22 protein-coding genes are annotated in these 24,684 nt (G+C 63.4%); 9 read left to right on the plus strand and 13 right to left on the minus strand.

The features are described from left to right. Positions 1-8: 8 nt before the first annotated feature. Positions 9-1,403: a nucleobase:cation symporter-2 family protein gene (locus tag ACWHXP_RS03445; protein ID WP_121044866.1), complete on the minus strand. Its 1,395-nt coding sequence runs from the start codon at positions 1,401-1,403 to the stop codon at positions 9-11. Positions 1,404-1,680: 277 nt separating this feature from the next. After that, on the minus strand, positions 1,681-2,625 hold the full coding sequence (locus ACWHXP_RS03450) for a LysR substrate-binding domain-containing protein (protein ID WP_034332623.1): 945 nt from the start codon (positions 2,623-2,625) through the stop codon (positions 1,681-1,683). A 507-nt stretch (positions 2,626-3,132) separates the two neighbouring features. Between ACWHXP_RS03450 and ACWHXP_RS03455 the strand changes: the two genes are divergently transcribed. Both ACWHXP_RS03455 and ACWHXP_RS03460 read left to right on the plus strand, forming a co-directional pair. Further along, on the plus strand, positions 3,133-4,365 hold the full coding sequence (locus ACWHXP_RS03455) for a urate hydroxylase PuuD (protein WP_489634497.1): 1,233 nt from the start codon (positions 3,133-3,135) through the stop codon (positions 4,363-4,365). A gap of 28 nt (positions 4,366-4,393) precedes the next feature. Continuing rightward, a complete protein-coding gene (locus tag ACWHXP_RS03460) occupies positions 4,394-6,022 on the plus strand; it encodes an HAL/PAL/TAL family ammonia-lyase (RefSeq protein WP_489634496.1) in 1,629 nt (542 codons plus the stop codon). Positions 6,023-6,141: 119 nt separating this feature from the next. Here ACWHXP_RS03460 and ACWHXP_RS03465 read toward each other — a convergent pair whose 3' ends face one another. The 3 genes from ACWHXP_RS03465 to ACWHXP_RS03475 form a co-directional block, all read right to left on the minus strand. Then, entirely contained in the window at positions 6,142-6,822 is a 681-nt protein-coding gene (locus ACWHXP_RS03465) for a Fe2+-dependent dioxygenase (protein WP_489634495.1), read from the minus strand. A gap of 145 nt (positions 6,823-6,967) precedes the next feature. Then, positions 6,968-9,205, minus strand: a complete 2,238-nt coding sequence (locus tag ACWHXP_RS03470; protein ID WP_489634494.1) for a catecholate siderophore receptor Fiu — start codon at positions 9,203-9,205, stop codon at positions 6,968-6,970. 438 nt (positions 9,206-9,643) lie between these two features. Then, positions 9,644-11,923, minus strand: a complete 2,280-nt coding sequence (locus tag ACWHXP_RS03475) for a catecholate siderophore receptor Fiu (protein ID WP_489634493.1) — start codon at positions 11,921-11,923, stop codon at positions 9,644-9,646. Here ACWHXP_RS03475 and ACWHXP_RS03480 point away from each other — a divergent pair. After that, positions 11,913-12,260: a hypothetical protein gene (locus ACWHXP_RS03480; protein WP_489637761.1), complete on the plus strand. Its 348-nt coding sequence runs from the start codon at positions 11,913-11,915 to the stop codon at positions 12,258-12,260. The genes ACWHXP_RS03475 and ACWHXP_RS03480 overlap by 11 nt on opposite strands. Here the strand turns inward: ACWHXP_RS03480 and ACWHXP_RS03485 are convergent. Further along, positions 12,251-13,069 carry an outer envelope protein gene (locus ACWHXP_RS03485; RefSeq protein ID WP_489634491.1) on the minus strand — a complete coding sequence of 273 codons (819 nt, stop codon included), beginning with the start codon at positions 13,067-13,069 and terminating at the stop codon, positions 12,251-12,253. The genes ACWHXP_RS03480 and ACWHXP_RS03485 overlap by 10 nt on opposite strands. A gap of 270 nt (positions 13,070-13,339) precedes the next feature. On the opposite strand from ACWHXP_RS03485, the gene uraH reads away from it, so the two are divergent. The 3 genes from uraH to ACWHXP_RS03500 all read left to right on the plus strand — a co-directional run bounded on the left by uraH (position 13,340) and on the right by ACWHXP_RS03500 (position 16,521). Further along, on the plus strand, positions 13,340-13,693 hold the full coding sequence (gene uraH, locus ACWHXP_RS03490) for a hydroxyisourate hydrolase (RefSeq protein WP_034333215.1): 354 nt from the start codon (positions 13,340-13,342) through the stop codon (positions 13,691-13,693). 34 nt (positions 13,694-13,727) lie between these two features. Next, a complete protein-coding gene (locus ACWHXP_RS03495; RefSeq protein ID WP_158601279.1) occupies positions 13,728-13,883 on the plus strand; it encodes a hypothetical protein in 156 nt (51 codons plus the stop codon). Positions 13,884-14,196: 313 nt separating this feature from the next. After that, complete coding sequence (locus ACWHXP_RS03500; protein ID WP_489634490.1) at positions 14,197-16,521, plus strand: TonB-dependent receptor; 2,325 nt, start codon at positions 14,197-14,199, stop codon at positions 16,519-16,521. 107 nt (positions 16,522-16,628) lie between these two features. Here the strand turns inward: ACWHXP_RS03500 and ACWHXP_RS03505 are convergent, their stop codons facing one another. The 7 genes from ACWHXP_RS03505 to ACWHXP_RS03535 form a co-directional block, all read right to left on the minus strand. After that, complete coding sequence (locus tag ACWHXP_RS03505) at positions 16,629-16,817, minus strand: hypothetical protein (protein ID WP_034333213.1); 189 nt, start codon at positions 16,815-16,817, stop codon at positions 16,629-16,631. A 280-nt stretch (positions 16,818-17,097) separates the two neighbouring features. Beyond that, positions 17,098-18,417 carry a class I SAM-dependent DNA methyltransferase gene (locus ACWHXP_RS03510; RefSeq protein ID WP_489634489.1) on the minus strand — a complete coding sequence of 440 codons (1,320 nt, stop codon included), beginning with the start codon at positions 18,415-18,417 and terminating at the stop codon, positions 17,098-17,100. A 41-nt stretch (positions 18,418-18,458) separates the two neighbouring features. Next, positions 18,459-20,087, minus strand: a complete 1,629-nt coding sequence (locus ACWHXP_RS03515) for a methyl-accepting chemotaxis protein (protein WP_489634488.1) — start codon at positions 20,085-20,087, stop codon at positions 18,459-18,461. 19 nt (positions 20,088-20,106) lie between these two features. Then, entirely contained in the window at positions 20,107-20,577 is a 471-nt protein-coding gene (locus tag ACWHXP_RS03520; RefSeq protein WP_039784798.1) for a DoxX family protein, read from the minus strand. Positions 20,578-20,589: 12 nt separating this feature from the next. Beyond that, positions 20,590-21,345 carry an HvfC/BufC family peptide modification chaperone gene (locus ACWHXP_RS03525; RefSeq protein WP_489634487.1) on the minus strand — a complete coding sequence of 252 codons (756 nt, stop codon included), beginning with the start codon at positions 21,343-21,345 and terminating at the stop codon, positions 20,590-20,592. Continuing rightward, on the minus strand, positions 21,342-22,193 hold the full coding sequence (bufB, locus tag ACWHXP_RS03530) for an MNIO family bufferin maturase (RefSeq protein ID WP_489634486.1): 852 nt from the start codon (positions 22,191-22,193) through the stop codon (positions 21,342-21,344). The genes ACWHXP_RS03525 and bufB overlap by 4 nt, the downstream gene beginning before the upstream one ends. Positions 22,194-22,213: 20 nt before the next feature. After that, positions 22,214-22,489, minus strand: coding sequence for a BufA1 family periplasmic bufferin-type metallophore (locus ACWHXP_RS03535; RefSeq protein ID WP_034336271.1), 276 nt, complete (start codon positions 22,487-22,489; stop codon positions 22,214-22,216). 238 nt (positions 22,490-22,727) lie between these two features. Here ACWHXP_RS03535 and ACWHXP_RS03540 point away from each other — a divergent pair, with 238 nt between their 5' ends. From ACWHXP_RS03540 to ACWHXP_RS03550, 3 genes are read left to right on the plus strand one after another with little or no spacing between them, the layout of a single operon-like run. Further along, a complete protein-coding gene (locus tag ACWHXP_RS03540) occupies positions 22,728-23,393 on the plus strand; it encodes a DUF1109 domain-containing protein (protein ID WP_252695298.1) in 666 nt (221 codons plus the stop codon). A 15-nt stretch (positions 23,394-23,408) separates the two neighbouring features. Continuing rightward, positions 23,409-24,038: a sigma-70 family RNA polymerase sigma factor gene (locus ACWHXP_RS03545; protein ID WP_489634485.1), complete on the plus strand. Its 630-nt coding sequence runs from the start codon at positions 23,409-23,411 to the stop codon at positions 24,036-24,038. Then, positions 24,035-24,676, plus strand: coding sequence for a DUF1109 domain-containing protein (locus ACWHXP_RS03550; protein ID WP_134134565.1), 642 nt, complete (start codon positions 24,035-24,037; stop codon positions 24,674-24,676). The genes ACWHXP_RS03545 and ACWHXP_RS03550 overlap by 4 nt, the downstream gene beginning before the upstream one ends. The last annotated feature ends 8 nt before the right edge of the window (positions 24,677-24,684 follow it).

Genomic DNA, 24,684 nt, shown 5'->3' on the forward strand with positions numbered 1-24,684 from the left:
CACCCGCTTCAGTGATCCGAACTCTGCGCCGCCGCCACCGCATAGCGGGCCACGTCCTCTTCACTGCCCCGGCCATTGAAGAACAGGTTCAATCCGACCGCCATGGCCGAGGCCAGCAGGATGCCGCTGTGGAAGATGGTGCCCAGCAGATGCGGCATCTTGTCGAAGAAGGTCGGCGCAACGATGGGGATCATGCCCACGCCAATGCTGATGGCGACGATGAAGAGATTGTTGCGGTTGCCGTGGAAATCGACCTTGGACAGGATCTTGATGCCGGTCGCCGCCACCATCCCGAACATCACGATGCCGGCACCGCCCAGCACGAATTGCGGAATCGACGCGGCCACGTGCGCCATCTTGGGGAACAGGCCAAACGCAATCAGGATCACCCCGGCCGCCACACAGACGAAACGGCTGCGAATGCCGGTCACGCCCACCAGCCCGACGTTCTGCGAGAAGGAGGTGTAAGGGAAGGTGTTGAAGAGACCGCCGATCACCGTGCCCAGGCCATCCACGCGCAAGCCGCTGGCCAGCGTGCGGTCGTCGATGCGGCGGCCGACGATGTCGCCCAAGGCCATGAACATGCCGGTCGATTCGATCATCGTCACGATCATCACCAGGCACATGCTGATGATGGAGGCAATGTCGAATTGCGGCAGCCCATAGTGAAAGGGCTGGATGAAGGCGAACCAGTCCGCCGCATCCAGCCCGTCAAAGCTGATCTTGCCCAAGGCAAAGGCAATCACGAAACCGACCACCATGCCCATCAACACTGAGATGTTGGAGATGAACCCCCGCGTGTACTTGGTGATGAGCAGGATCGAGACCAGCACCACCGCCGCAATCGAGAGCGACAGCGGCGAGCCGTAGTCGGGATTGGGGACTTTCACGAAGACCCCGTCGACCAGCTTGCCGATCACCGGCTGTCCACCTGCGGCCCAGTTGATGCCCACGCCCATGAGCGAGACGCCGATCACCGTGATGACAGTGCCGGTGACCACCGGCGGAAAGTAACGCATGAGCTTGCTCATGTAGGGCGAGGCGAGGATGCAGAATACGCCCGAAGCAATCACCGCCCCGTAGATATGCAGGATGTTCAGCTGCGGATTGTTGGCCATGGCCACCATCGGCCCCACGGCGGCAAAGGTCACGCCCATCATGACGGGCATGCGGATGCCGAATTTCCAGAGGCCGGCACTCTGGATGATGGTCACCAGCCCGCAGCAGAACAGGTCGGCACTGATGAGGTAGGCGATCTCGGACTTGGGCAGGTTGAGCGCACCACCGATGATGAGCGGCACGGCAATCGCACCGGCATACATCACCAGCACGTGCTGCATGCCGAGGGCAAAGAGCTTGAATACGGGTAGGCGTTCATCCACCGGATGGCGAGTGGCTTGCATGGGATTGTCTCCTGGTATTTTTTATCGATGGAACCTGGCATGTGACCGCGCCGCCGTGATCATTCTGAGAGGGTGGCGTGCCTTGCCGCTTGAAGGTGGTTCCGGCCCAGTACCGTGCTCCGCGTCTTGGTGGGGCTTGTGTGCGGATGCCGGTCTGATGCTGGCGATACTAATGCAATCCTGGGAGTGCGATATATAAGCCCCGGCATACCGGCTGGCGCGCCGCCGATATATGCCGGAATGCCCGTTTCCTTTGCCGGAGCGGCCCGGCACCGGCTCAGGCGCGGCCCTGCGCCATCATCTTGGCCGCCGCGCTGACCTGGGCGCGCAGCCATTTGTGCTCGGTGGCCTGGTGCACCCGCTCGTGCCACAGCTGGTAAAAACGCAGCGGCGGGAACTTGATGGGTACCGTATAGCTTTTCAGGCCCAGGAGTTTTTCGTAGAAGCTGGCGAACTGCTGGCCGGCCGTCAGCACCAGGTCGGTCTGCGCCACCATGTAGGGCAGCATGCGGAAGTGCGCTGATTCGACCACCACGTTGCGATGCAGGTTCTGCTTTTCGAGGAAGGTATCGATGGTGCCGTGATAGCCGGGCAGGATCTGCGAGGGCGCGGCGTGCGGCAGCGAGAGATAGTCCTCGATGCTCATGGCGTCGCGCGCGGTGCGCTTGGCGTAGGCACAGTCGGCGCGCATCAGGCAGACGATGGGGTCGTCAAACAGCTTTGACAGGTGCAAATGCGCAGGCGGCTCGTCCCAGTTGGCAATCACCAGGTCCAGTTCCCCGTCCGACAGCAGGCGCACGTAATCGGTATCCGGACCCAGCGCGTGGATGACGATGCGGCTGCGCGGCGACTCGCGCCGCAGGCGGGCGATCACTTCGGTGAAGAAGGGCGTGTTCATGTAATCGGGCGCGGCGATGTGGAAGGTACGCTCTTCCTCCTGTGGCACGAAAGCAGTCTTGGGCACGAACAGGCGCTCGGTTTCGTCGAGGATGCGCTTGGCGGGTTTCAAGAGGCTCTCGCCATGCTGGGTCGGCACCATGCCGCGCGCGCCGCGCACCAGCAGCGGGTCGCCGGTCAGTTCGCGCAGCTTGCGCAGCGAGGCTGAAATCGAGGGCTGCGGCTGGTTCAGTTTCAGGGCGACCCGCGATACATTCTTCTCGCAGAGCAGGAGATAGAGGATGCGGATGAGGTGGATGTCGAGATGGTCAGGCAGCCTGGACATGGGAATGTCTCCGGGGTCTTGTGGTGCGGGGCAGGTGACGGTTTTTCGTTCACTCTGGGGCGGCTGCATCGGGGGCAGGCGCATTATCGTTGTCTTGTGCCGGGCCGGCTCGGGCGGCGGCCTGGCGTGATGCGAGCGCAAGCGTCCCACATCCAGGGGGCATTTTTGTATATCGTCATTCGTATGTCAAATATACGTTGATGACCATGTTTTGCGTGACCCTCACGTTTATCTTTCCTGCAACCGTCCCGCATCAGCAGGATGGCCAAAAAAACAGATGGCATCAGCCATCGGGTCGTAGCGGCAGCACGACGGGAGACCAGCCAGGGCGCCATCAAGGCGCCTGCGCTTCCCGGCGCGCGGGAAGCCTTCACTCCACTCATCCAGTTGCAGCCTTGGTACACGCAGGGCGGTGGGAAGACTTCCATGGCGGCCCATTCCTGAGGCAATGCCTCGCCTGTCCGGAGTAGGTCGCGGTGGCGGACAGCAATCCTGCGTGGGGAAGACATGGAAGCACTCCTGGTTTCATATGGCATCGACTGGGCCAACCTGCTGGTCCGCTGGCTGCACCTGATCACGGGCATCGCCTGGATCGGTGCCTCGTTCTATTTCGTCTGGCTGGACAACTCCATCCGCCCGCCCAAGCCGGGCAGCGACCTGGAGAAGAAGGGCGTCTCCGGCGAGCTGTGGGCCGTGCACGGCGGCGGTTTCTACAATCCGCAAAAGTATCTGGTCGCGCCGGCCGAGCTGCCGGAAGAACTCCACTGGTTCAAGTGGGAGGCCTATGCCACCTGGATCACCGGTGTGGCCATGCTGTTCATCGTGTATTACTTCAATGCCTCGGCCATGATGGTGGACAAGTCGGTGGCCAACCTCACCGGGCCGGAAGCCGTCGGTGTGGGCATCGGTACCCTGGTGCTGGGCTGGATCGTCTACGACCTGCTGTGCAAGTCGCCGCTGGGCAAGCGCGAAGGGCTGCTGGGGCTGGTGATGTTCGTCTTCATCGTGGCGGTGGCCTATCTGCTCACGCACCTGCTGTCGGGCCGCGCGGCGTATATCCACGTGGGCGCGATGATCGGCACCATCATGGTGGGCAATGTGCTCATGGTCATCATCCCCGGCCAGCGCAAGCTGGTGGAGGCGATGAAGGCCGGCCGCTCGCCCGACCCCATCCACGGCCGCAAGGGCAAGCAGCGCAGCGTGCACAACAACTACTTCACGCTGCCCATCCTCTTCATCATGATCAGCAACCACTATGCGATGACCTACACGCATGCCCATAGCTGGCTGGTGCTGGCGGCGATCATGGCGGCCGGTGTGCTGATTCGTCACTTCTTCAATTTGCGGCACAAGGGCAAGGTGTCGGTGGGCTATCCAATCGCCGGTGTGGCCCTGCTTCTGGCGGTGGCCGTGGCGATTGCGCCGCGTCCCGTGGCACCTGCTGCCTCCGCAGGTGAGGGCGCAGCGCCGGTGGCCGCTGCCGCACCGGACTTTGCCCGCATCCAGGCCATCGTCACCCAGCGTTGCGCCAGCTGCCATTCGGACAAGCCGACCCAGGCCGGCTTCGCCACCGCACCAGCCGGGATGATGCTGCAAACGCCCGAGCTGATTCATCAGCACGCGGCCAAGATCTTCCAGCGCGCCGTCCAGACCAAGGACATGCCGCTGGCCAACATGACCCAGATGACCGATGCGGAACGCGCCGAGCTGGCCGCATGGTTCCAGGCTGGGGCCAAGTAATCGCACCCGATTCCATCAGAGAGCACTCATGCAAACCATTACCATCGACGGATTCAATCTCACCGCCGCGCAAGTTGTCAGCGTGGCTCGTGCGCCTCACCTGAAAGTGGCGCTGGCCGATTCTTCGCGTGCCGCCCTCAAGCAAAGCCGCGACTACATCGAATCGACCTGGATGCACGATGAAGCGCCCATGATGTACAGCTTCAATACCGGCGTGGGCCTGCTCAAGGACACCCGCATCAAGGTCGAGCATATCGAGCTGTTCCAGACCCAGCTGATCCGCGCGCACAGTGCGGGCATCGGCGAGCCGTTCTCAGAAGAGGTCAGCCGCGCCACCATGCTGCTGCGGGCCAATGCATTCGCATCGAATTATTCCGCGCCACGCGTGGAAGTGGTGGATCGCCTGCTGGCTTTCATCAATGCGGGTATCCACCCGATCATGCCGCAGAAGGGATCGGTCGGCGCTTCCGGCGATCTGGCGCCGCTGGCTTATCTGGCGGCGGCCATTGCCGGGTTTGATGAAGCGGAAGTGATGTATCAAGGCCAGCGCATGCGCGCCACGCAGGCCATCGAGCAGGCCGGCATTGGTCCGGTCAAATTTGATCTCAAGGCCAAGGATGCCTCGGCTCTCATCAATGGCTGTACGGCTTCGCTGGCTGTTGCCATCCTCGCCGCGCACGATGCGCGCCATCTGCTGACCGATGCCTGCCTGTCACTGGGGCTGACGCTGGAAGCGATGCGCGCCGAAATGTCGGCTTTCGATCCACGTATCCAGCAGGCGCGTCCGCATGCGGGGCAGATCAAGACGGCTGAAGTCATCCGCAACTTGTTGAAGGGGTCCACGCGTACTACGCATGAAGCGCGTGCAATACAACTGCCCGATGAATTGCGCCGTACCGATATCCCCTACACCGCGCGCATCCAGGATGTGTATTCGCTGCGCTGCGCGCCGCAAGTGTATGGTCCGGTATTCGATGCACTCGACTACATCGATACCATCATCGAGAAAGAGACCAACTCCGCCACCGACAATCCGCTGATCTTCAACAAGGAAGACGGCGAAGGTTTCGAAATCATTTCCGGCGGCAACTTCCACGGCCAGTATCTGGCGCAGGCGATGGACTTGCTGGCCATGGCCATCACCGATCTGGGCAGTATCTGCGAACGCCGTATCGCGCGCCTGATCGACCCCACCCTGTCGTGGGGATTGCCGCGCAACCTGATGAGCGGCGTGCGCGGCGTCAATACCGGCTATCCGGTGGTGCAGTGTTCCATGAGTTCGCTGGTGATGGAAAACCGCACCCTGTGCATGCCGGGCAGCGTGGACAGCATCCCTTCCAAGGGCAACAGCGAGGATCACATCTCCAACTCGACCTGGTGCGCCCGCAAGGCGATGACGGTGGTGCAGAACACGCAATACATCGTCGGCGTGGAAATGTTGCTGGCGGCGCAGGCGCTGACCATGACCGAGGAGTTGCTCAAGGACTTCAAGCTGGGGCAGGGTACGCAGGCGGCCTACGAGGAGATTCGCCGGCAGATCGCGGCTTGCCTGGATGGCGATCGCTGGTTCCACGACGACGTGCGCGCTGCGCATGACTTCGTGGTCAGCGGATCGGTGCGAGAGGCGGTGATCGGTACGATCGGGCGTTTCGTCTGATCCCGCACTGGCTTGCATGAAAAAGGCCGTCCGGTGCAATGCCGGACGGCCTTCGTCTTTGGCGTATCGGGATACGCTAATTTAAAAACGATATAAAACAAATAAACAATTTGGCGTAGTCAGACCTCCGCCCACTGCCGCAGCAGGTTGTGATAATGCCCGGTCAGTCCCACCACTTCGTCGGTATCCCCCAGTTTTTGTCGCAGGCCGACGATGTTGCGGTCCAGTTCGAAGAGCATGCTGCGCTTCCAGTCGTCGCGGATCATGCTCTGGGTCCAGAAGAAGGAGCACACGCGCGCCCCGCGCGTGACCGGCTCCACCCGGTGCAGGCTGGTGGAGGGATAGACGATCATGTCCCCCGCCGGCAGTTTCACTTCATGGGTGCCATAGGTATCGACCACGACCAGTTCGCCGCCATCGTATTCGTCCGGCTCCGACAGGAACACCGTGGTCGAGACATCGGTACGGATGCTGTCGGCCGCATTGGGCAGCATGCGCACCGAGCCATCCACGTGCAGGCCGTAGTGTTCGCCGCCTTCATAGCTGTTGAACAGCGGCGGCATGGTCTTTTTGGGCAGCGCAGCGGCAAAGAAGAGGGGATTCCTGCGCAGTGCTTCCAGGATGATCTCGCCGAGCTGGAACCCCAGCGGCGAATGTTCCGGCAACTGCCGGTTGCGCTTCACGCGCGCCCCCTGGTCGCCCACCGTCTCGCGGCCGTCCACCCAGTCGGCGCGCTGCAGTTTGGAGCGGATGTGGCTGACCTGTTGCGGGGTCAGGAGCTGGGGGATGTGCAGCATCATGATGGAATTCTCCTGTAGCGAATGAAAAAACCCCTCCGCACGGGAGGGGCCGTCAAGTCGCCGATCGCTGGCTCACCGGAGGGGGCACGAACTCTTGCGAGTCAGAGCACAACACCCGGTGAGGGCTTCAATGCCAGGGGCAGGATCAGAACTTGAAGTTGGCGGTCAGCGCCACCGAACGCGGCGTGCCTGGGGTGTAACGATAGCCGCTCTTGTTGATTGCCGCTACGTAGTCTTTATCGAAAATATTGTAGATATTGAGCTGTAGATCAACGTTCTTGTTCACGATATAACCAACCATGCCATCGAAGACCCAATAGCTGTTGGCGTACTTGGGCGTACCGACCGCACCATCGGTGCCGCGCAGCAGCGAACTGACGTAACGTGCACCACCGCCGACGGTGAAGCCCTGCGGCAGGCGATAAGTGGCCCACGAAGTGAAGGCCTGCTTCGGCGTATAGGCAAGATTGTTCTCGCCGGCGGCCGTGGTGATGGCACCGTTGTTCACTTTGGTGTCCATCCAGGTGTAGCCCGCTGCCAGCGACAGGTTGCTGGTCACGTCACCGGTCACGCCCAGTTCGATACCCTGCACGGTCTTCTTGCCGGTCTGGAAGTACTGCAGCGAGGTCGGATCCTGCTCGACTTCATTGGTCACTTCGGTGTGGAACAGGGCCGCCGTGAGGGCCAGCTTCTTGTTCATCAGATCCCACTTGGTGCCCAGTTCGGAGGTCTTGGTCTTTTGCGGGGCGTAGTTGCTGTTGGCCGCGCTGTTGGCCGAGGCCGACAGGGCGAAGTTGCTGCCGCCCGGCGGCTGCTGGGAGGTGGCGTACAGGGCATAGATGCTGCTGTAGTCGGTCGGCTTGTAGATTGCGGCCAGCTTCCAGTTGAACAGGTTGCCCGAGGTCGACAGGTTGGTGATGGTGCCGGCGGCGTTGGAATAGTACGTGGTGCGGTAATGGTCCTCGCGGATGCCGGCGTTGATCGACCACTGGTCGTTGAACTTGACGGTGTCGAACAGATAGGCCGAGACGGTGTCGGTCTTGCCGTCGTTGTAGCCGGTGGCCGTCATCGTGTAGGTCTTGGGGGCGTTCGGATTCGGGTTGTACAGGTTGGCCACCGACAGCGTGCCGCTGCGGGTGAAGGACAGCGCGTGCTGCTTCTCCTGGGTGAATTCGACACCGCCCACCAGCGTGTGCTTGAGGCTGCCGGATTGCAGATCGGCCGTGATGTTGGTCTGGTTGGTGATGATTTCGTTGCTCTGGTCCTTGCGCGTCGGGTTGGAGCGCGACAGGGTCCAGGCCGAGGGATTGCTGGCCGACGGCGTGACCAGGTTGGCCGATGTGCCCATGAAGGCGGTCAGCAGGTAATCCTGGCTGGTCTTGGCATAGCGCGTGGTGTTCTGCAGCTTGACGTTCTGCGAGAAGTCATGCTCCACACGCGCCGTGAACATGTCGGCGGTCACCTTGTCGTAGTCGCTCGACAGGCCGTAGAAATTCGACGAGTTCACCCGCGCCGCGCCGCTTAGGAAGGAGCGCGAGGCATCCGGCGAGGTATAGCCCGGCAGGCCGATGGTGGGCACGCCGCCGTCGGGCACGTTGTCCTGGTCGATGTGCAGATAGTTCAGGAACACGCGGGTCGGGCTGTTCAGGCCAAAGGCCAGCGAGGGCGCCACGCCCCAGCGGTCGTTCTTGACTTCATGGCGGCCGGGGACGCCGCTGTCCTGCTTCATCACGTTCAGGCGCATGGCGATGCCGCGCTCTTCATCGATCACCTTGTTCCAGTCGGCGGTGGCGCGCTTCTGGTTCCAGCTGCCATAGGTGGCGGAGGAATTGAAGAAGTTGTTCATCTCGGCCTGCTTGGTGACCATGTTGATCGAACCGGTCGGCGAGCCGCGTCCATTGTCGGTGCCCGCCGGGCCCTTCAGGACTTCCACTTGCTGAATGTTGAACATGTCGCGCGAGATCGAACCGAGGTCGCGCACGTTGTCCACGAAGATCGCGCTGGAACTGTCGAAGCCGCGCATGTAGATGGCGTCGCCGGTGTTGGTAGTACCGTTTTCGCCGAGGAAGAAGGTGCCGACGCCCGGGCTGTTGCGCAGGGCTTCGGTCAGCGTGGTGGCGCCCTGCTGGTCGATCAGCTGCTTCTTGATCACGGTCAGGGTCTGCGGGGTGTCGACCAGCGGTTGGCTGTACTTGGCCGAGGAGGCCTTGTCGGCCTTGTAGTCCGATTCCTGGGTGGCGGTTACTTCGACCTTGGGCAGGGCGGTGCTGGTCTGTGCGTGCACGCCCACGGCCGGCAGCAGCAGGGCGCCGGCAACGGCGGCGGACAGACGGGTCGAAGCAAAGGCAGGCTGCGCGTGCTTGCGGCTCTTGATGTAACTCATGGCAGGGTTCCGAGAGAAAATGTTGAGAGTTCTCTTGGCTGGCTATGAGTCGAACGGGCAATCGCATGGTCTGGTGAGACCTGGCAGGCTCCGCCGTAATGGCTGGCGAGATTGTAGTTTTTGTATCTCGTTGATATCGCAATGTTTCAAATTGCTACGAGATTTTTACAATTATAGCCACGGTTCCAAATAAAAGTGATTCTTATTCTAAAAATTTCTGTTCCCTGATCGTCTGCTCTTGGTCTTCCATTCAGAACATCCCGCGCAAAGCCGCACCGCATCCGGGAAGGCGGACGGGGCAAGCCGAAACTACATTTGTTGCATAAAAAACACGAAGCCTCACGGCAGTGCGCTGCGTGATGCAGTGGGCTGGTCGTGAGGGAGGTGTGGGAGCAGTTCAGCGGTGGCGGCAGAACGCCGCCACCGCCGGGCAGGAGATCAGAAGCGGAAGTTGCCGGTCAGCGAGAAGGCACGCGTGCCGCCCGGTGTGTAGCGATATCCGCTCTTGTTGATCGCAGCGGCGTACTGCTTGTTGAACAGGTTGGTCACGTTGAACTGCAGCTCCACGGTCTTGTTGATGGCATAGCTGGCCATGGCATCGACCAGCCAGTAGGCGTCGGTCCGGGTGGGCGTGCCCAGCGCATTGCTGTCGGTGCCGCGCAGCAGGCCGTCGGTATAGCGCAGGCCGCCGCCCAGCGCCAGGCCCGGTGCCGCGCGCCAGGTGGCCCACGAGGTCAGGGACTGGCGCGGGGCGTAGGCCAGGTAGTTCTCGCCGTTGGCGGTGACCACGCGTCCCTTGTTGACGCGGCTGTTCATGCGGCTGTAGCCGGCGGTGAGCGAAATGTCCCGGGTGAGCTCGCCGGTGACGCCCAGTTCCACCCCTTCGGTACGTTTCTCGCCGATCTGGAACCAGGTGTCGGCCAGCGTTCCCGGCTCGATCTCATTGTGCACGTCGGTGCGATAGAGCGCGCCGGTGACGGCCAGGCGGCGGCCGAGCAGGTCCCATTTGGTGCCGATTTCGGCGGTACGGGTCTTTTGTGGCGCGTAGTCGGGGTGGGAGGGATTCCTGCGGCTGGCACTGAGGGCGAGATTGTTGCCGCCCGGCGGCTGCTGCGAACTCGCCAGCAGGGCGTAGACGCTGCTGTAGCCGGTGGGCTTGAAGACGGCTGCCAGCTTCCAGCTCAGCAGGTTGCCCGAGGTTTTCAGTGCAGTGGCGGTGCCGGAGGCGATGCCGTCGAAGGAGGTGCGGTAATGATCCTCGCGCAAGCCCAGGTTCAGTGACCAGCGCTCGCCGAACTTGAGCGTGTCCAGCACGTACAGCGCGACGGTATCGATCTGGCCCTCGTTGCGGCCGGTGGTCTGGATGCTGACTTCCGATTCGTCGAAGCGGGGATTCGGCTGGTACAGGTTGGCCGGTGGACGGAATCCGTCCACCGTGAAGGCCAGCGCATGCTGGCGTTCGCGCGTCAGTTCCAGGCCGCCAACCAGGGTGTGCCGGATCGTGCCGGTATTGAACTGCGCCGTGGCATGGGTCTGGTTGCTGAGGATCTCGTTGGCCTGGTCGCGCCGCGTGACGATGTTGCGCGCCAGTAGCCAGGTGGTGCGGTCAGTGGCCGAGGGCGTGCGGATGCCGCACTTGTACTTGCCCCGGTCGCTGCCGGTGGCAATGAAGGAGGCCAGGCGGTAATCCTGGTCGGTGCGGGCGTAGCGGGTGCTGTTTTCCAGCTTCAGGGTGGGCGAGAAGTCGTGCTGCACCCGCAGGGTGTACATGTCGGCGTTGACCCGGTCATAGTCGTCCACGTGGCCATAGTAGTTGCTCGGATTCACCTTGGGCGCGTCGCCAATGAAGGGACGCGCCGGATCCGGCGAGCGATAGCCGGGCAGGCCGAGGGTGACCACGCCGCCATCGGGGACGTTGTCCTGCTGCATGTGCACGTAGTTGAAGAGGATGCGGGTGGGGCCGTTCAATCCCCAGGCCAGCGACGGCGCGAAGCCGTCGCGGCTGCTGTGCACCTGGTGGCGGCCTGGTACGCCGCTGTGCTGTTTCATCAGGTTCAGGCGCAGCGCCAGGCCCTGATCGGGGTTCAGTACCTTGTTCCAGTCCACGGTGGCGCGCTTCTGGTTCCAGCTGCCATAGGTGCCGCTGGCGCTGACCGCATCGGCCAGTTCGAGCTGTTTGGTGACCAGGTTGACGGAGCCGGTCGGAGAACCCCGGCCGTTGTCGGTGCCCGCGGCGCCCTTCAGGACCTCCACCTGCTGCAGGTTGAAGACGTCGCGCGAGATCGCGCCAAGGTCGCGCACGTTGTCCACGAAGATGGCGCTGGAGATGTCGAAGCCGCGCATGTAGATGGTGTCGCCGGTACTGGTGCTGCCGTTCTCGCCGAGGAAGAAGGTGCCCACGCCGGGCGTATTGCGCAGCACCTCGGTGAGCGTGGTGGCACCCTGCTGTTCCATCAGCGGACGCTTGAAGACCTGCAGCGTCTGCGGCGTATCCACCAGCGGCTGCGTGTACTTGGGGGAGGCCGATTGCTCGGCCTTGTAGGGCGATTCCTTGACGGCATCGACCTGTACCGAAGGCAGTTTGCCGCCAGCGGACTGGGCCTGGGCGGTGACTGCCGGCAGCAGCAGGACGCCCGCCAGCGTCGCCGACAGGCAGCAGCTGGATGAGGCAGGAGAGGGCGGGGAAGAGGGGTGCTTTTTGCTCTTGATGAAGCTCATGTCAGGTTCCGAGAGTAAGGGGGGCGAAATCTCTGGGCTGGCGATGAGCGGTGTCCGGGACGATATGAAGCTTTGTGAAAAAAGCGGGATGCGCGTCCGGACGGGGGCTGGCGGTCAGATGTCAGGGGAAATCCGGCCGGCGATGGCGACGTGCCGGGAGCGGATCCGGCTGAGTATAGGAAGCGGGGAGAAAAAAAGAACTCCTGCAAATTTCGATTTTTTGCAGGAGTTTTTGAAGATTGAAATTTGTATCGGAAGCTCGATTTTTTTCAATCAGGAGCGGCCAACTCCTTGGCGCAACGGGCGGCTTCCCGCTGCCGGAGGCGATCAGAAGTGATATTCGGCGCGCACCATCGGTGTCTTGGCCAGCGAGCCCGGCACGTTGCTCGGGTTGCCGAACTTGTTGCGCCAGTACTGGTATTCCAGACCCAGGCGCAAGGTGTTCTTGCCCAGTCCCATGGCCGTGCCGAGGTCGTACATGAGCTGTCCGTCGAAATTCAGTTCGGGCGCAGTCGACCCGCCGAACTCGTTCCTGCCCTTGGCGGCGATGTAGTTCAGGTAGCCCTCGAAGGCCCATCCGCTGCCGCCCAGCGGGATCCCCCAGGCCAGGTTCAGCATCGGATGCGTGTCATAGGTGTAGCGGCTGCTGATGCCCTTGGGCTGGTTGCTTTCGAACAGCGCCAGCACGCTCACGTTGAGAAAACCCGGCACATCCATCATCAGGGTCGGGCCGACCACCCACATGCGTTTCTTCGAGGCATAGCTGTTGTCGTTCTTGGTGTTCCAGTCGAAGCCCAGCGTCAGGCCCACCCCGCGCGCCGGTCCGAAGGACAGGTCGCGGCCGCTGATCTTGCCGATGTCCAGCGTATGGCGATAGGTGACATAGGCTTCCTGGGCATTGTCATCCTTGCTGTCCGACATCAGCAGGTCGACGTTGAGGAAATTGGTGCCGTACTTGTAGCCGCTGGCATGCTGGAAATTGACGATGTTCTTGCTGATTTCCTGCGTATTGAAGGGCTCGGCAAACTTCGTGCCGTAACGGTAGCCGATCGAGTTGTCGGCCCAGTCGGCCGCCATGGCGCTGCCGCCGGCCATGAGCAGGACGCCCGCGAGCGTGCCGTGCAGGCGCAGGGATGGAATGGGCATGGTGTCTCCTCCAGTGATGGATGTTGTTTGATATAAATGATTTAAATGATTTAAATGATTGCCGCGCCGGGCCCGTGCTGGTATCTGCGGTCCGGATGTCGGCTCCGGTTTGGCAGGGGGCTGCGCGGTAAGGCATTATGTCCGCTGCATCGATGGCCGGTATAAGCGCACTCGTATAGGGTTCGGCGGGCGGCGGTATATCATCGGCGCTCACGATCACTCATCCTTACTCATCCTCACTCATCCATTACACAGCGAAAGGACAGCAACATGGGCAAACTGAGCACGCACGTGCTGGATATCACCAAGGGCAAGCCCGGCGCGGGCGTGAAGCTGGCGCTCTATGCGGTGACTGGCGGCGGCAAGACGCTGCTCAAGCACGCCGTCACCAACAGCGATGGCCGTTGCGATGCGCCGCTGCTGGAAGGCGAGGCGCTGCAGCCCGGCAAGTACGAACTGGTCTTTGCGGCCGGTGATTATTTTGCGGAACAGGGCGTGAGCCTGCCGGAACCGCGTTTCGTCGACGAAGTGGTGATTGCCTTCGGCGTGGCCGATGCCTCGCAGAACTATCATGTGCCTCTGGTGGTGTCGCCGTGGGCTTATTCGACTTATCGCGGCAGTTGATGATGCGCACCTGATTCATCTCTCGAATCGATGAATGAAAAATCCGGCCTTCGCGCAAGAAGCCGGATTTTTTTATTTCCGCAAAAGGCGGCGCAGGCGTGGCGATGCGCAATTCACCCGCGGCTTCTGGTGGCGTGACCGGATGTTGTGCGTGAAGGTAAAAGGGCAAGGATCAGCGCAGCGTGTTTGATGTGGATTAAGGGACGGGGGACGGAAATCGGGTCCAATCACACCTCCTCTCTGTTGTATTTGCGGGCTGCGGCAATATGTCGCAGCCCATGTTTTTTGTTGTTCGCTGCCGCTAACTGCTTGTGCCAAAAGGACTTTCTCCGGATCCGCAAGTCGCTCTTGCCGGACGGCAGCACGGCCACGGGATTGCAGCGCACAGGCTGCGTGATAGATTGCGCCGATGAAAAAAACAGGGAGTGCGAACGTCACGGCGGTCGCGGGTGCGGCTGCGCGCGCTTCCCTCACAACACCAAGAAAAGCCAGACATCCTCGCCATGAACACGCTGCCTGTTTGCTCCTCATTGTCTCCGTCTTCGCCGGCTTCTGCCGTCTCCCGTCCGCTTCGCCTGCATCCCTTGCTGCTGGCCGTGCTCTGCGCCTGGAGCGGCAGCACCCTGGCCCAGCAGGTCGCCGCCAGTGACGGCAGCAGCGAGGCCGCGACCCTGCCCACCATCGAAGTGCGCAGCAGCGGCTCTGTCGCCGAGCGCAAGCAACTGCCGCAGACCACGGCCAGCGTCACTGCCGATACCGCTGCCAACAGCATCAACGTCACCGACAGCTCGGATGCGCTGAAGTATCTGCCCAGCCTCTCGGTGCGCAAGCGCTACATCGGCGATACGCAATCCCCGCTGGCCACTCGCACCACGGGCGTGAACGCCAGTGCGCGCAGCCTGATCTATGCCGACGGCATCCTGCTCTCGGCGCTGGTGAACAACAACAATGGCAATGGCTCGCCGCGCTGGTTCATGGTGGCACCGGAAGAGATCGAGCGCATCGACGTGATGTATGGACCGTTTGCGGCGGAGTATCCGGGCAATTCCTACGGTGCGGTCACCGAGATCACCACGCGCATGCCGCAGCAGTTCGAGGCCAGCATCAAGGCGCAATATGCGCAGCAGGATTTCAGCCAGTACGGCGCGTCCGGTACCTATCGCGCGCAAGAGTACAACGTCGGGTTGGGCAATCGCAGCGGGGCGCTGGCCTGGCGCTTCTCGGTCAATCATCTGGACAGCTACTCGCAGCCGGTGACCTACATCACCGCCACCAGCCTGCCGGCCGGCACTACCGGCGCGGTGCTGGCGCAGGATCGTACCGGCAAGAACCTGTATGTGCTGGGGGCCGGCAATCTAACCCATACGGTGCAGGACACGGCGCGGCTGAAGGTCTCCTACGACTTCACGCCAGCGCTCACGGCCACCTATACCCTGGGCTTCTGGCAGAACCAGGCCAGCGCCAATCCGCAGAGTTTCCTGAAGACCGCCAGTGGCGCCACGGCCTACACCAGCGGCTTTTCCAGCAACGACGTGGACCAGCAGCAATGGATGCAATCGCTGGAATTGCGCAGCAAGACCGGGGGCGAGTGGGACTGGCAACTGGCGGCGTCGACCTTGTCGGCCTCGCGTGACCTGACGCGCACCTCGACGGCCACCTTCCCGGCCGGCCAGAGCGGCGGGGCCGGCACCATCGCCGATGCCAGCGGCACCGGCTGGAGCACGGTCGATGCCAAGGGCATCTGGCGTCCACAGGGCAGTGCCCAGGTCATCAGCTTTGGTGCGCATGTGGATCGCTACACCCTGGCCACGCCGACCTGGAACACCAGCAACTGGATCAGCGGTGGCAACGGCACGCTGGCCTCCGACTCGCGCGGCAAGACCGAGACTTCCGCGCTGTGGGCACAGGATGTGTGGCGCTTGTCGTCTTCCCTGAAGGCCACGCTGGGCGCACGGTACGAATGGTGGCGTGCCTTCGATGGCCGCAATGTCTCGACCTCAGGCAGCACCGTCTTCGCGGTGAACCAGCCGGAGGTCAGCCACAGCGGACTCTCGCCCAAAGCCTCGCTGGCCTGGGCCCTGGCGGACGACTGGGTGACGACGCTCTCCACCGGCCGCGCGCTGCGCTTCCCGACCGTGGGCGAGCTGTACCAGAACGTGCTGCTCAATGGCGTCTATCTGCAGGCCAATCCCAACCTGAAGCCCGAGAAGGTCTGGTCCACCGAACTGGCCATCGAAAAGCAGTTGCAGGAAGGGCAGGGCAAGTGGCGCGTTTCGCTGTTCGAAGAGCGGGTGTCGGATGCGCTGATTTCGCAGAGTTCCACCATCGGCAGCGGTGTCGCCTCCTTCACGCAGAACGTGGATCGCACCCGCCAGCGCGGCATCGAGGCGGCCTTCGAGCGCAACGATCTGCTGGTACGCGGTTTCTCGCTGAACGGCAGCGTGACCTGGGTCGATGCCCGCATCCTGGAAAACAAGGGCTATGTCGCCACCACGGCGGGCGCGACCTCGGTGGGCAAGCGCACGCCCTACGTGCCGGAATGGCGCGCCACGCTGGTGGCCAGCTACAAGCCGGATGACCGCTGGACCTATACGGTGGCAGGGCGTTACAGCGGGCGGGTCTACGCGACCGTCGACAATACCGACATCAACACGCACACCTATCAGGGCTTCGATGGCTATACCGTGTTCGATGCCCGCGTGCGCTATCGCATCGACCGCCACTGGAGCGGTGCGGTGGGCGTGGACAACCTGACCAACCGGGATTACTTCCTGTTCCATCCCTTCCCGCAGCGCACGGTCTTTGCCGAACTGAAATATGACTTTTGATGACGGAGGCCGCTGCTGTGGCTGGGTGGCCGGTTGGCCGGGCAGGCCGGAATGAATCCGGCTGCCGGATGAGGTGAGTTGCAGGGAGATGCGGGCGCGGCGTGGACTTAGCTGCCGCGGGCCTTCTCGATGGTTTCGCGGGCCGCTTCCATGAGGGCGGCAGGTTCGGGGGCGTTGGATTCCAGGTAGGAATTTTCCAGCGTGACCGAGAGATTGCTCATCTTCTCCGACAATTCCGCCAGCGCCACGCTGAGCTCACACATCAGGGCCGAGATGTTTTTGGGTGACTGCGTCATTACGTTTCCTTTTCAGATGTCGCACCTTGGCGGCCTGTCCAGGGCGACGAAAAGGGGAAATTCATCGCGCATCAAGCCGGTGCGTACCAATCGATTACGTCGTGAGCTTTGGCTATTCTAAGCCATGCCGGATGCCGGTACGACTGTACCTTGGTCTAAAAGTGCGACAAAAAGTGAAACTTTCTTCATCCGTGTTGCACGGTGGATATGAAGATGGGCCTGCGTTGCCGTCAGGTCATGCTTTGGGCTGCATCATTGCCAGGAAGTCATCGCGGTGGTCTCAGCGCGCGCGCACTGCAAGCACTACCAGTCCCGGCACGGCTTGCTGCATTTCGACGCGCAGGCTTTCTTCACGCACCAGCAGCACCTCCAGGCCCGCCGCTTGCAGGCAGTGTTCGACATAACTGCGCTGGTGGCGGAAGCGGCCGCTGGGATGGAGCGTGTAGGGTGCGGCGTGTTCTTCACCAGCCAGTTCCACCGTGAAGATCAGATGGCCCTGCGGCTGCAGGGAGCGTCGCGCCGCTGCGAAGAAGGACGCCAGCTCCCCGCAGTAGATCAGCACGTCACAGGCGGCGATCAGGCCATAGCGTGCCGGATGGGCTGCCATCCATTCCACCACGTCCGCCTGTTCCAGCGCCGTGTACTGCGGGTGTTGCGCGGCATGACGCAACATGTTGGGGGAGAGGTCCACGCCTCCCAGCGCCATTGCGTAAGGCGCGAGGACCGGCGCACACAGCCCGGTGCCGCAGCCGGCGTCCAGCACCGTACTTGGCGCCATCCCCGGCAGGAAGGTGTTGAGCAACGTGCCCAGCACTTCCGGTCCGCGATAGTCCAGGTGGCTGACCAGGTTGCTGTCGAAGTGATCGGCATACTCGTCGAAGCGACGCACGATGTAATCGCGCGGCACGCTGTGGCTGGGCAGACCCGCGTACGCCGCATGCATGTGGCTGGCGATGGGGTGGCTTGGCTCTTCCTGCAGCCACTGGCGGCAGACTTGCGCCGCTTCTTCCATCCGTCCCAGGAAATAGAAGGAAATGGCCAGCAGCTCGCGTGACTTCCCCTCATGCGGAGGCAGTACGAAGGCCAGGCACTGGTAACGCGAACTCTGCATGCGGTCGCCCAGCGCAGCGTAGAGCTCGGCCAGCTGATGCAGGGCTGCAAGGCAATGCGGATCCCGCAGCAAAGCTTGCTCGCAGGCAGCGATGGCGGCCTGCGGCTGATGTTGCGCTCGCCGTGCGGCGGCCAGGTTGGTCCACAGCTGGGCATCGTCGGAGTGCAAGGCCAGGGCTTTTCCATAGGCCAGCTCCGCCTGGTCGAAGCGCCCGCAGGCGAACAGGACGTTGCCCAGATCATTGCTCCAGTCGGCATCGGGCGGGCTGGTGCGCGCGGCTTCGTGCATCAGCGCCAGGCCTTCTTCGTGCGGTCCGCACTGGTACAGCAGTACGCCCAGGTAGTGCTGGGCCGGGGCGTACTGCTCCTCCATGGCGAGGACCAGGCGATAGTCCTCCTCGGCAGCTTGCAGGCGGCCCGCTGCATGGTGGTTGAAGGCCGAAGTGAAGCTTTCTTCAATCAGCTCTTCCAGGACCCCGGTAGACGGCATGGGTTCGCTCCTTCTCTTGGTATCGGTCATGCGGGGTGAATTCATTGACTCAACGCGGCCAGCGGAGGAAGTGGCAAAGCGGGACTGCCGTCCGTGTCGGCCAGCATCACCGCTGCCGGTGCGGTCAGCGTGAACACCGCCACCGACGCCGTGAGTGTGGCCGCCCGTTCGGTCAGGGCATCGGCGGCGGCAGCGGTCTGTTCGACCAGGGCAGCATTCTGCTGGGTCGCGCGATCCATCTCGGCGAGGCTGAGGCTGACCTGGGAAATCCCCTCGGCCTGCTCACGCGTTGCCATCGCAATCTCGTTGACGGTGGTCATGACGTTGCCGAAGGACTGCACGATCTGCACGATGGCCTGGTCGGCCTCCTTGACCTGTTGCGCAGCCTGGTCGACTGAACCGATCGAGGTGGCGATCAGGTCCTTGACTTCGCGAGCGGCCTCGGCGCTGCGCAGTGCCAGCGAGCGCACTTCCGATGCCACGACCGCGAAACCCCGGCCCTGGCTGCCGGCACGGGCGGCTTCGACCGAGGCGTTCAATGCCAGGATGTTGGTCTGGAAGGCGATGCCGTCGATCAGGCTGACGATGTCGGAAATGCGTCCCGCCCCGGCGGTAACCTGGGCCATCGCCCCGGCGATGCCGCTCATGACCTGTCCGCCGCGCTCGGCATCGCTGGCGGCAGCAGCGGCCAGCGCGTTGGTGCGCTCGGCATTTTGTGCATTGTTGCGCACCGCACCGGAGAGCCGTTCCAGTGTCGCGGCGGTGGTCTCCAGCGTGCTGGCCTGGGCTTGTGTGCGTTGTGCCAGTTCGCCGTTGCCCTGGGCGATGTCGGCGGCCCCGTGATGCAGGTCCCGGGTCGCTTCGCGAATGTCGCCCACGGTACGGGCCACGCCATGCTGCATGCGCTGCAGCGCCGCCAGCAGGACGCCGATTTCATTGCCGGAGATGCCTTGCACCGCCTGGCTCAGGTCGCCATCGGCGATCCGGTCGAAATGGTCGGCTGCGCGTTTGAGCGGCTGCAAGAGCAGGCGATCAAACAGCAGCCAGCAGATCGCGATGAGCAGGACCGAGGCCGCCAGCATGGCCACCGCCAGCAGTGTGGCCTGGTCCGAGCGGCGTTCGGAGGCCAGGCGCAGGCCATCCTTGACCTGTTCCGCATGCTGGATCACGGCGCGCAGCGTGGCGGCGAATTCGCGGTCGGCGGCTTCGGCGCTGACGGTGGCGGCGGCGTAGTCCTCCAGCGATACGTCATAGAGGGCGACCTCGCGCAGGTTCAATACCTTGATGTAGCTGTCGTAGGCGGCCGAAACACGTAGCGCTTCCGGTTCGGCCAGTGCCGATGGCGTCAATCCCTGACGATAGCCATCGAAGGCCTTGCGTGCGTCCTGCAGGGCTGCCGAGGCGCGCCGGCTGTAGTCGTTGGACTTGATTTCATCGCCCTTGACCAGGTTGATGTAGGCATTGTCCATGTTGATCAGGGTGTTCAGGAACAGGCGCTCGGTGTCATGCAGCGGCTGGATGTGGCGGTCCGAGAGTTCAATCAGCGCGGCGGTGGCGCGGCTGGCCGAGCGCGCACCCTGCCAGGCCATGCCGGCAGCCAGCCACAGCGCCAGCGTCAACAGTCCCAGTACCAGCATCAGGCCGGTACGCAGCTTCATTCTGGTCAACATGATGCTTTCCTCCCCGTGATCAACGCAGTCCCAGGCGCCGGTCCAGCGACCAGGCACCGCCACCGCGCGCTATCAGGAGCAGCAGCAAGCCGGCCCAGGACAGGTGCGTGGGCCAGGCATCGGGATAGACGAAGATCTCGATGACGGTGGTCATGCCCAGCAAGGCCAGGGCCGCGCCCCGGGTGCAGAGGCCGAGGATCAGCAGCAGCGGGAAGAAGTGTTCCGCATAGGTCGCCAGGTGTGCGGCCAGGTCGGGCGGTACCAGCGGCAGGTGGTATTCCTCCTGGAACAGGACATAGGTGCTGTCCTTGATGTCAAGGAAACCGCTGACCTTGGTACGGCCCGATAGGAAGAAGATCGCTGCGATCGCCACGCGGGCGACCAGCGTCAGCACGTTGTCGCTGATCACCCGCGTGGCCAGGTCGGCGGCGCGCGACCACAGCGAGGGAGAGGGCTGCACGTCGGCAGGCAGGGTGGCGGGCTGGTTCATGGAAGTCTCCGTTCAGTGAAACGAGGTAAAGGCATCGGCCTGGATCAACTGGCCCAGCATGGTGCCGATCTCCAGGCCGGGCTCCCGGGCCAGCGCCTGGCCGGCAGCGCTGGCGATGCCGCAGCCATCGCGGCAGGCATCGAGAAAGCGTGATGCGCCCGCACTCAGCGGCTGCCATTGCACCTGGCCGTGCGGCCGCGTGAGCAGGGCTCCTTCGCCCTGCCATTCGGGGGCGATTTCGGTGTCGTCAGCGTCGCTGCGGTTGATGCTCCAGATGGCGTAGACCGGATGCTGCGGATCGTGATGCCAGCGGCTGGCGGCATGCGGTACCAGCCTGATGTCCTGGCCGGCGGCCAGCGCCGTGTGCAGGGCCGACACGTCCAGCAGCGGGTCGTCGGCGGCCAGGTGCGCTTCGGTCCAGCAGCGGTCCAGGGTGGCGACGCCCGGCAGGTAGGGCAATTCCCGTGCTGCTTCCAGCTTGGCAAGGAAATCGGCAAAGCCCGCCCCATAGCAGATGAGGCTGGCTTCTTGTGGCAAGTGCTCGCGCGCAAAAGCTTGCGCTGCAGACTCCATCCACGGGCTGCCGACCAGCCGGTGCACCGCCGGATAGTTGGCCAGCAGTGCGTCGACACAGCCCTTGAAGACGGTATTGCGATAGACCGCGAAGGCCGGTTGCGCCAGCAGCGCGGCAACGCCAGGGTCGTCGCTCTGCCCGTTCAGGAGGGCCTGCAGGAAGCTGGCGTAGTAGCGATGGTCGGGGGCGTTCATGCGGCTTGCTCCTCGTGCGCGGCAACTGCCGGATGCAGCAAGGTGCCGGCCATGTTGCGCTCGGCCAGCAGCACGTCGAAAGCGGGCACGTTGCCATCCCGTTCGATCAGGGTGGGACGCTCCCCGGTGCGTGCCAGCAGATGCGTGTAGAGCTCCCAGACCGCTGCCGCCACCGGGGCGTCATGGGAATCGACCAGCAGGCCGGGCAGGCTGGCATCGGCACTGTGGCCGGCCAGATGGATTTCGAGAATGTCATCGAACGGCAACTGGTCCAGGTAGTGGCGCGCATCGGTGCCGAGATTGCAGGCGCTCACGTGCACATTGTTGACGTCGACCAGCAAGCCGCAGCCGGTCCGGCGCACCAGTTCGCGCAGGAAGTCCGGCTCGCTCCAGCTGTGCTGCTCCATGTGCAGGTAATGCGACGGGTTCTCCAGCGCGATCCGGCGCTGCAGCACATCCTGGGTGCGGCTGATGTTGTCAGCCAGGCGTGCCAGTGTGTCGTTGGTACGCTGCACCGGCAGCAGGTCGGGCAGGTAGTGGCCGCCGATGCGCGACCAGGCGAGGTGTTCGGAGACCAGCACCGGTTCGATGCGCGACACCAGTTGTGCCAGTTTGCGCAGATGAAGGGGATCGGGCGCGTCGGGCCCGGCCAGTGACATCGACACCCCGTGCAGGGCCACCGGATGCTGCTCCCGGATCGCCTGCAGCCATGCCAGGCGGGGGCCGCCGTCCATCAGGTAGTTTTCCGGATGGACTTCGAACCACAGTCCCGCTGCCTTGCAGGCCAGCGCTGCATCGAAATGCTGGGGTTTGAGACCCAGGCCGGCGGTGAGGGGTGACGTTGTCATGGCCGATGGCTCCGGAACGATCAGACCGGCTTGAGCGAGCCCATGCCGCGCGGAGTCTTGATCGAGGTGCAGGTGCCGGCCGGGACGTTCTTCCAGGCATTGCCCTGGTAATCCATCTTGGCGGTGCCGGCGCAGGTGGTGCCTTCACCGGCCTTGCAGTCGTTCTGGCCGGCCATGGAGACGCCGTAGCACTTCTCGACGGCGGTCTTGTTCATCGGTTGCTTGTCTTGGGCCATGGCGACGCCGGAGGCGAGGGTGGCGAGGGTCAGTGCGGCGGTGGCGACGAAGTGGTTCATGGTGTGCTCCTGAAAATGGATGAAGTGGAAGATGACACTGACCGGCGTTTCGCTTGCTGCTGCTTTGCGTCCGATCTGCTTGTTAATTCGCAGGGAGTGGCTGGCCGGTTACAGCGCGATGAAGATTTTTTGAAAAAATATTTTTCGCGTCTGCTGTAACCGCAGCGCTGTTGTGAACGAATACAAAAGAGAGCGCGCCATTGCGCAGTCCGCCCGCAGGGGCACTAAGGGGATGTGAATGAAAACGATGGAACTGGTCAACATGCTGGCAACCGGAACGGGCGAGCCCCCCGGCCCCGTCCAGCGCAGCCTGGTGCGCAACGTGGCCGCGCGCATGGCGGTGGCGCTGGCCCTGGGCCTGATGGGTGCGGCCCTGCTGCTGGCCATACTCTATGGGGTGCGCAGCGACCTGCGTGAACTGTTGCAGCAGCCGCTGTTCTGGATGAAGGTCTCGTTCCCGCTGGCGGCCTTGCTGGCCGGGCAGCTGGCGGCCTCGCGCCTGGCCCTGCCGGGCATGCGCATGGGGCTGGCTCCGGCGGCAGGACTGCTGCTGCCACCGGCCCTGCTGTGGCTGGCCGGTGGCAGCTGGCTGGCCCTGGCTCCGCCTTCGCAGCGTCTGGACCTGCTGCTGGGCAGCAGCTGGGAAGTGTGTTCGGCCAATGTGGCCTTGCTGTCGCTGCCCACGCTGGCCAGCATGCTGTGGTTCCTGCGCGGGATGGCCCCCACGCAATTGCGTGCCGCCGGTGCGGTGGCCGGATTGGTGGCGGGTGCCCAGGGCGTGCTAGTCTATTCGCTTTATTGCGTGGAGATGGCGCCGCCGTTCTGGGGCGTCTGGTATGTACTGGGGGTGGCGCTGCCGACGGCGGCCGGCGCCTTGTGCGGCCCGTGGCTGCTTCGTTGGTGATCGGGTGGCATGCCCATGACTGAAAGTCCATTCCTGTTGGCGACTGGCGGACCGGCCGTGCCGGATGAGGTGGCCGGCCGTCCTGGCAAGCCCTCGCATCCCGCCGAGGAGCGCCTGCGCATGCTGCTGCTGGCCGGTCTCGACGGCGACGCCGTGGCCTATCGCCAGTTTCTGGCCGAACTGAGCGGCCGCCTGCGTGCCTTCCTGCGCAAGCGCCTGGTGCATCTGCAGGATGACGTCGAGGATGTGGTGCAGGAAACCCTGCTGGCCATCCACAACGCCCGCCATACCTATCGCCCCGATCAGCCGCTGACGGCCTGGGTGCATGTCATCGCGCGCTACAAGCTGATGGACTTCCTGCGCGCCCGTTCGCGCCGCGAAGCCTTCAACGACCCGCTGGACGAAGAGCACGAGCTGCTCACCACCTGTGACGATGAACCGGCGCAGGCGCGGCGCGATGTCGGTGCGCTGCTGGAGGAACTGCCCGACAAGCAGCGTTTGCCGATCGTTCACGTCAAGCTGGAAGGCCTGTCGGTGGCCGAGACGGCACAACTGACCGGGATGTCGGAATCGGCCGTGAAAGTCGGCATCCATCGTGGCCTCAAGGCCCTGGCCCTGAAGATCCGGGAGAAACTGCAAGCATGAAGACTGAAGACCTTATTTCGATGATGGCCAGCGGCGTGGCACCGGTGGACCGGCGTTTGCCGGTCAAGCAGATGGCCCAGGCCCTGGTGCTGGGCGGCTTGGGTTCGCTGTTGCTGATGCTGAAGATCTACGGGCTGCGTCCCGATCTGGCGGTGATGCTGGGCGTGCCGCTGTTCTGGATCAAGCTGGCCTTTCCCACGACATTGGCCGTGGGGGCCATGCTGGTGCTGCGACGCCTGGTGCGTCCGGGATTGCGCGTGGGTGCCAACTGGGCGGGCATCGCCCTGCCTGCCATGGCCGTGTGGCTCGGTGGCGCAGCCGTGTTGCTCAGTGCACCGGTAGCCCAGCGGCTGCCGCTGCTGATGGGGATCAGCTGGCGCAGCTGCCCGTTCAACATCGCGCTGCTGTCGATTCCACTCTTCATCGGCATCTTCTGGGCCGTGCGCGGCATGGCCCCGACCCGGCTGCGCCTGAGCGGTGCGGTGGCGGGCCTGCTGGCCGGTGCCACGGCGACCATGGTGTATTGCCTGCATTGCCCGGAGATGGGCGTGCCGTTCTGGGGAATCTGGTATTTCCTCGGGATCCTCATTCCGGCAGCACTTGGCCTGCTGCTGGGTCCGCGCCTGTTGCGCTGGTAAGTCCTGGA

It is taken from the genome of Herbaspirillum sp. Her2, assembly GCF_057961375.1.

Coding starts and splice junctions, on each gene's coding strand:
- ACWHXP_RS03445 (WP_121044866.1), bottom strand. CDS start 1,403: ATGCAAGCCACTCGCCATCCGGTGGATGAACGCCTACCCGTATTCAAG.
- ACWHXP_RS03450 (WP_034332623.1), bottom strand. CDS start 2,625: ATGTCCAGGCTGCCTGACCATCTCGACATCCACCTCATCCGCATCCTC.
- ACWHXP_RS03455 (WP_489634497.1), top strand. CDS start 3,133: ATGGAAGCACTCCTGGTTTCATATGGCATCGACTGGGCCAACCTGCTG.
- ACWHXP_RS03460 (WP_489634496.1), top strand. CDS start 4,394: ATGCAAACCATTACCATCGACGGATTCAATCTCACCGCCGCGCAAGTT.
- ACWHXP_RS03465 (WP_489634495.1), bottom strand. CDS start 6,822: ATGATGCTGCACATCCCCCAGCTCCTGACCCCGCAACAGGTCAGCCAC.
- ACWHXP_RS03470 (WP_489634494.1), bottom strand. CDS start 9,205: ATGAGTTACATCAAGAGCCGCAAGCACGCGCAGCCTGCCTTTGCTTCG.
- ACWHXP_RS03480 (WP_489637761.1), top strand. CDS start 11,913: ATGAAGCTCATGTCAGGTTCCGAGAGTAAGGGGGGCGAAATCTCTGGG.
- ACWHXP_RS03475 (WP_489634493.1), bottom strand. CDS start 11,923: ATGAGCTTCATCAAGAGCAAAAAGCACCCCTCTTCCCCGCCCTCTCCT.
- ACWHXP_RS03485 (WP_489634491.1), bottom strand. CDS start 13,069: ATGCCCATTCCATCCCTGCGCCTGCACGGCACGCTCGCGGGCGTCCTG.
- uraH (WP_034333215.1), top strand. CDS start 13,340: ATGGGCAAACTGAGCACGCACGTGCTGGATATCACCAAGGGCAAGCCC.
- ACWHXP_RS03495 (WP_158601279.1), top strand. CDS start 13,728: ATGAAAAATCCGGCCTTCGCGCAAGAAGCCGGATTTTTTTATTTCCGC.
- ACWHXP_RS03500 (WP_489634490.1), top strand. CDS start 14,197: ATGAACACGCTGCCTGTTTGCTCCTCATTGTCTCCGTCTTCGCCGGCT.
- ACWHXP_RS03505 (WP_034333213.1), bottom strand. CDS start 16,817: ATGACGCAGTCACCCAAAAACATCTCGGCCCTGATGTGTGAGCTCAGC.
- ACWHXP_RS03510 (WP_489634489.1), bottom strand. CDS start 18,417: ATGCCGTCTACCGGGGTCCTGGAAGAGCTGATTGAAGAAAGCTTCACT.
- ACWHXP_RS03515 (WP_489634488.1), bottom strand. CDS start 20,087: ATGTTGACCAGAATGAAGCTGCGTACCGGCCTGATGCTGGTACTGGGA.
- ACWHXP_RS03520 (WP_039784798.1), bottom strand. CDS start 20,577: ATGAACCAGCCCGCCACCCTGCCTGCCGACGTGCAGCCCTCTCCCTCG.
- ACWHXP_RS03525 (WP_489634487.1), bottom strand. CDS start 21,345: ATGAACGCCCCCGACCATCGCTACTACGCCAGCTTCCTGCAGGCCCTC.
- bufB (WP_489634486.1), bottom strand. CDS start 22,193: ATGACAACGTCACCCCTCACCGCCGGCCTGGGTCTCAAACCCCAGCAT.
- ACWHXP_RS03535 (WP_034336271.1), bottom strand. CDS start 22,489: ATGAACCACTTCGTCGCCACCGCCGCACTGACCCTCGCCACCCTCGCC.
- ACWHXP_RS03540 (WP_252695298.1), top strand. CDS start 22,728: ATGAAAACGATGGAACTGGTCAACATGCTGGCAACCGGAACGGGCGAG.
- ACWHXP_RS03545 (WP_489634485.1), top strand. CDS start 23,409: ATGACTGAAAGTCCATTCCTGTTGGCGACTGGCGGACCGGCCGTGCCG.
- ACWHXP_RS03550 (WP_134134565.1), top strand. CDS start 24,035: ATGAAGACTGAAGACCTTATTTCGATGATGGCCAGCGGCGTGGCACCG.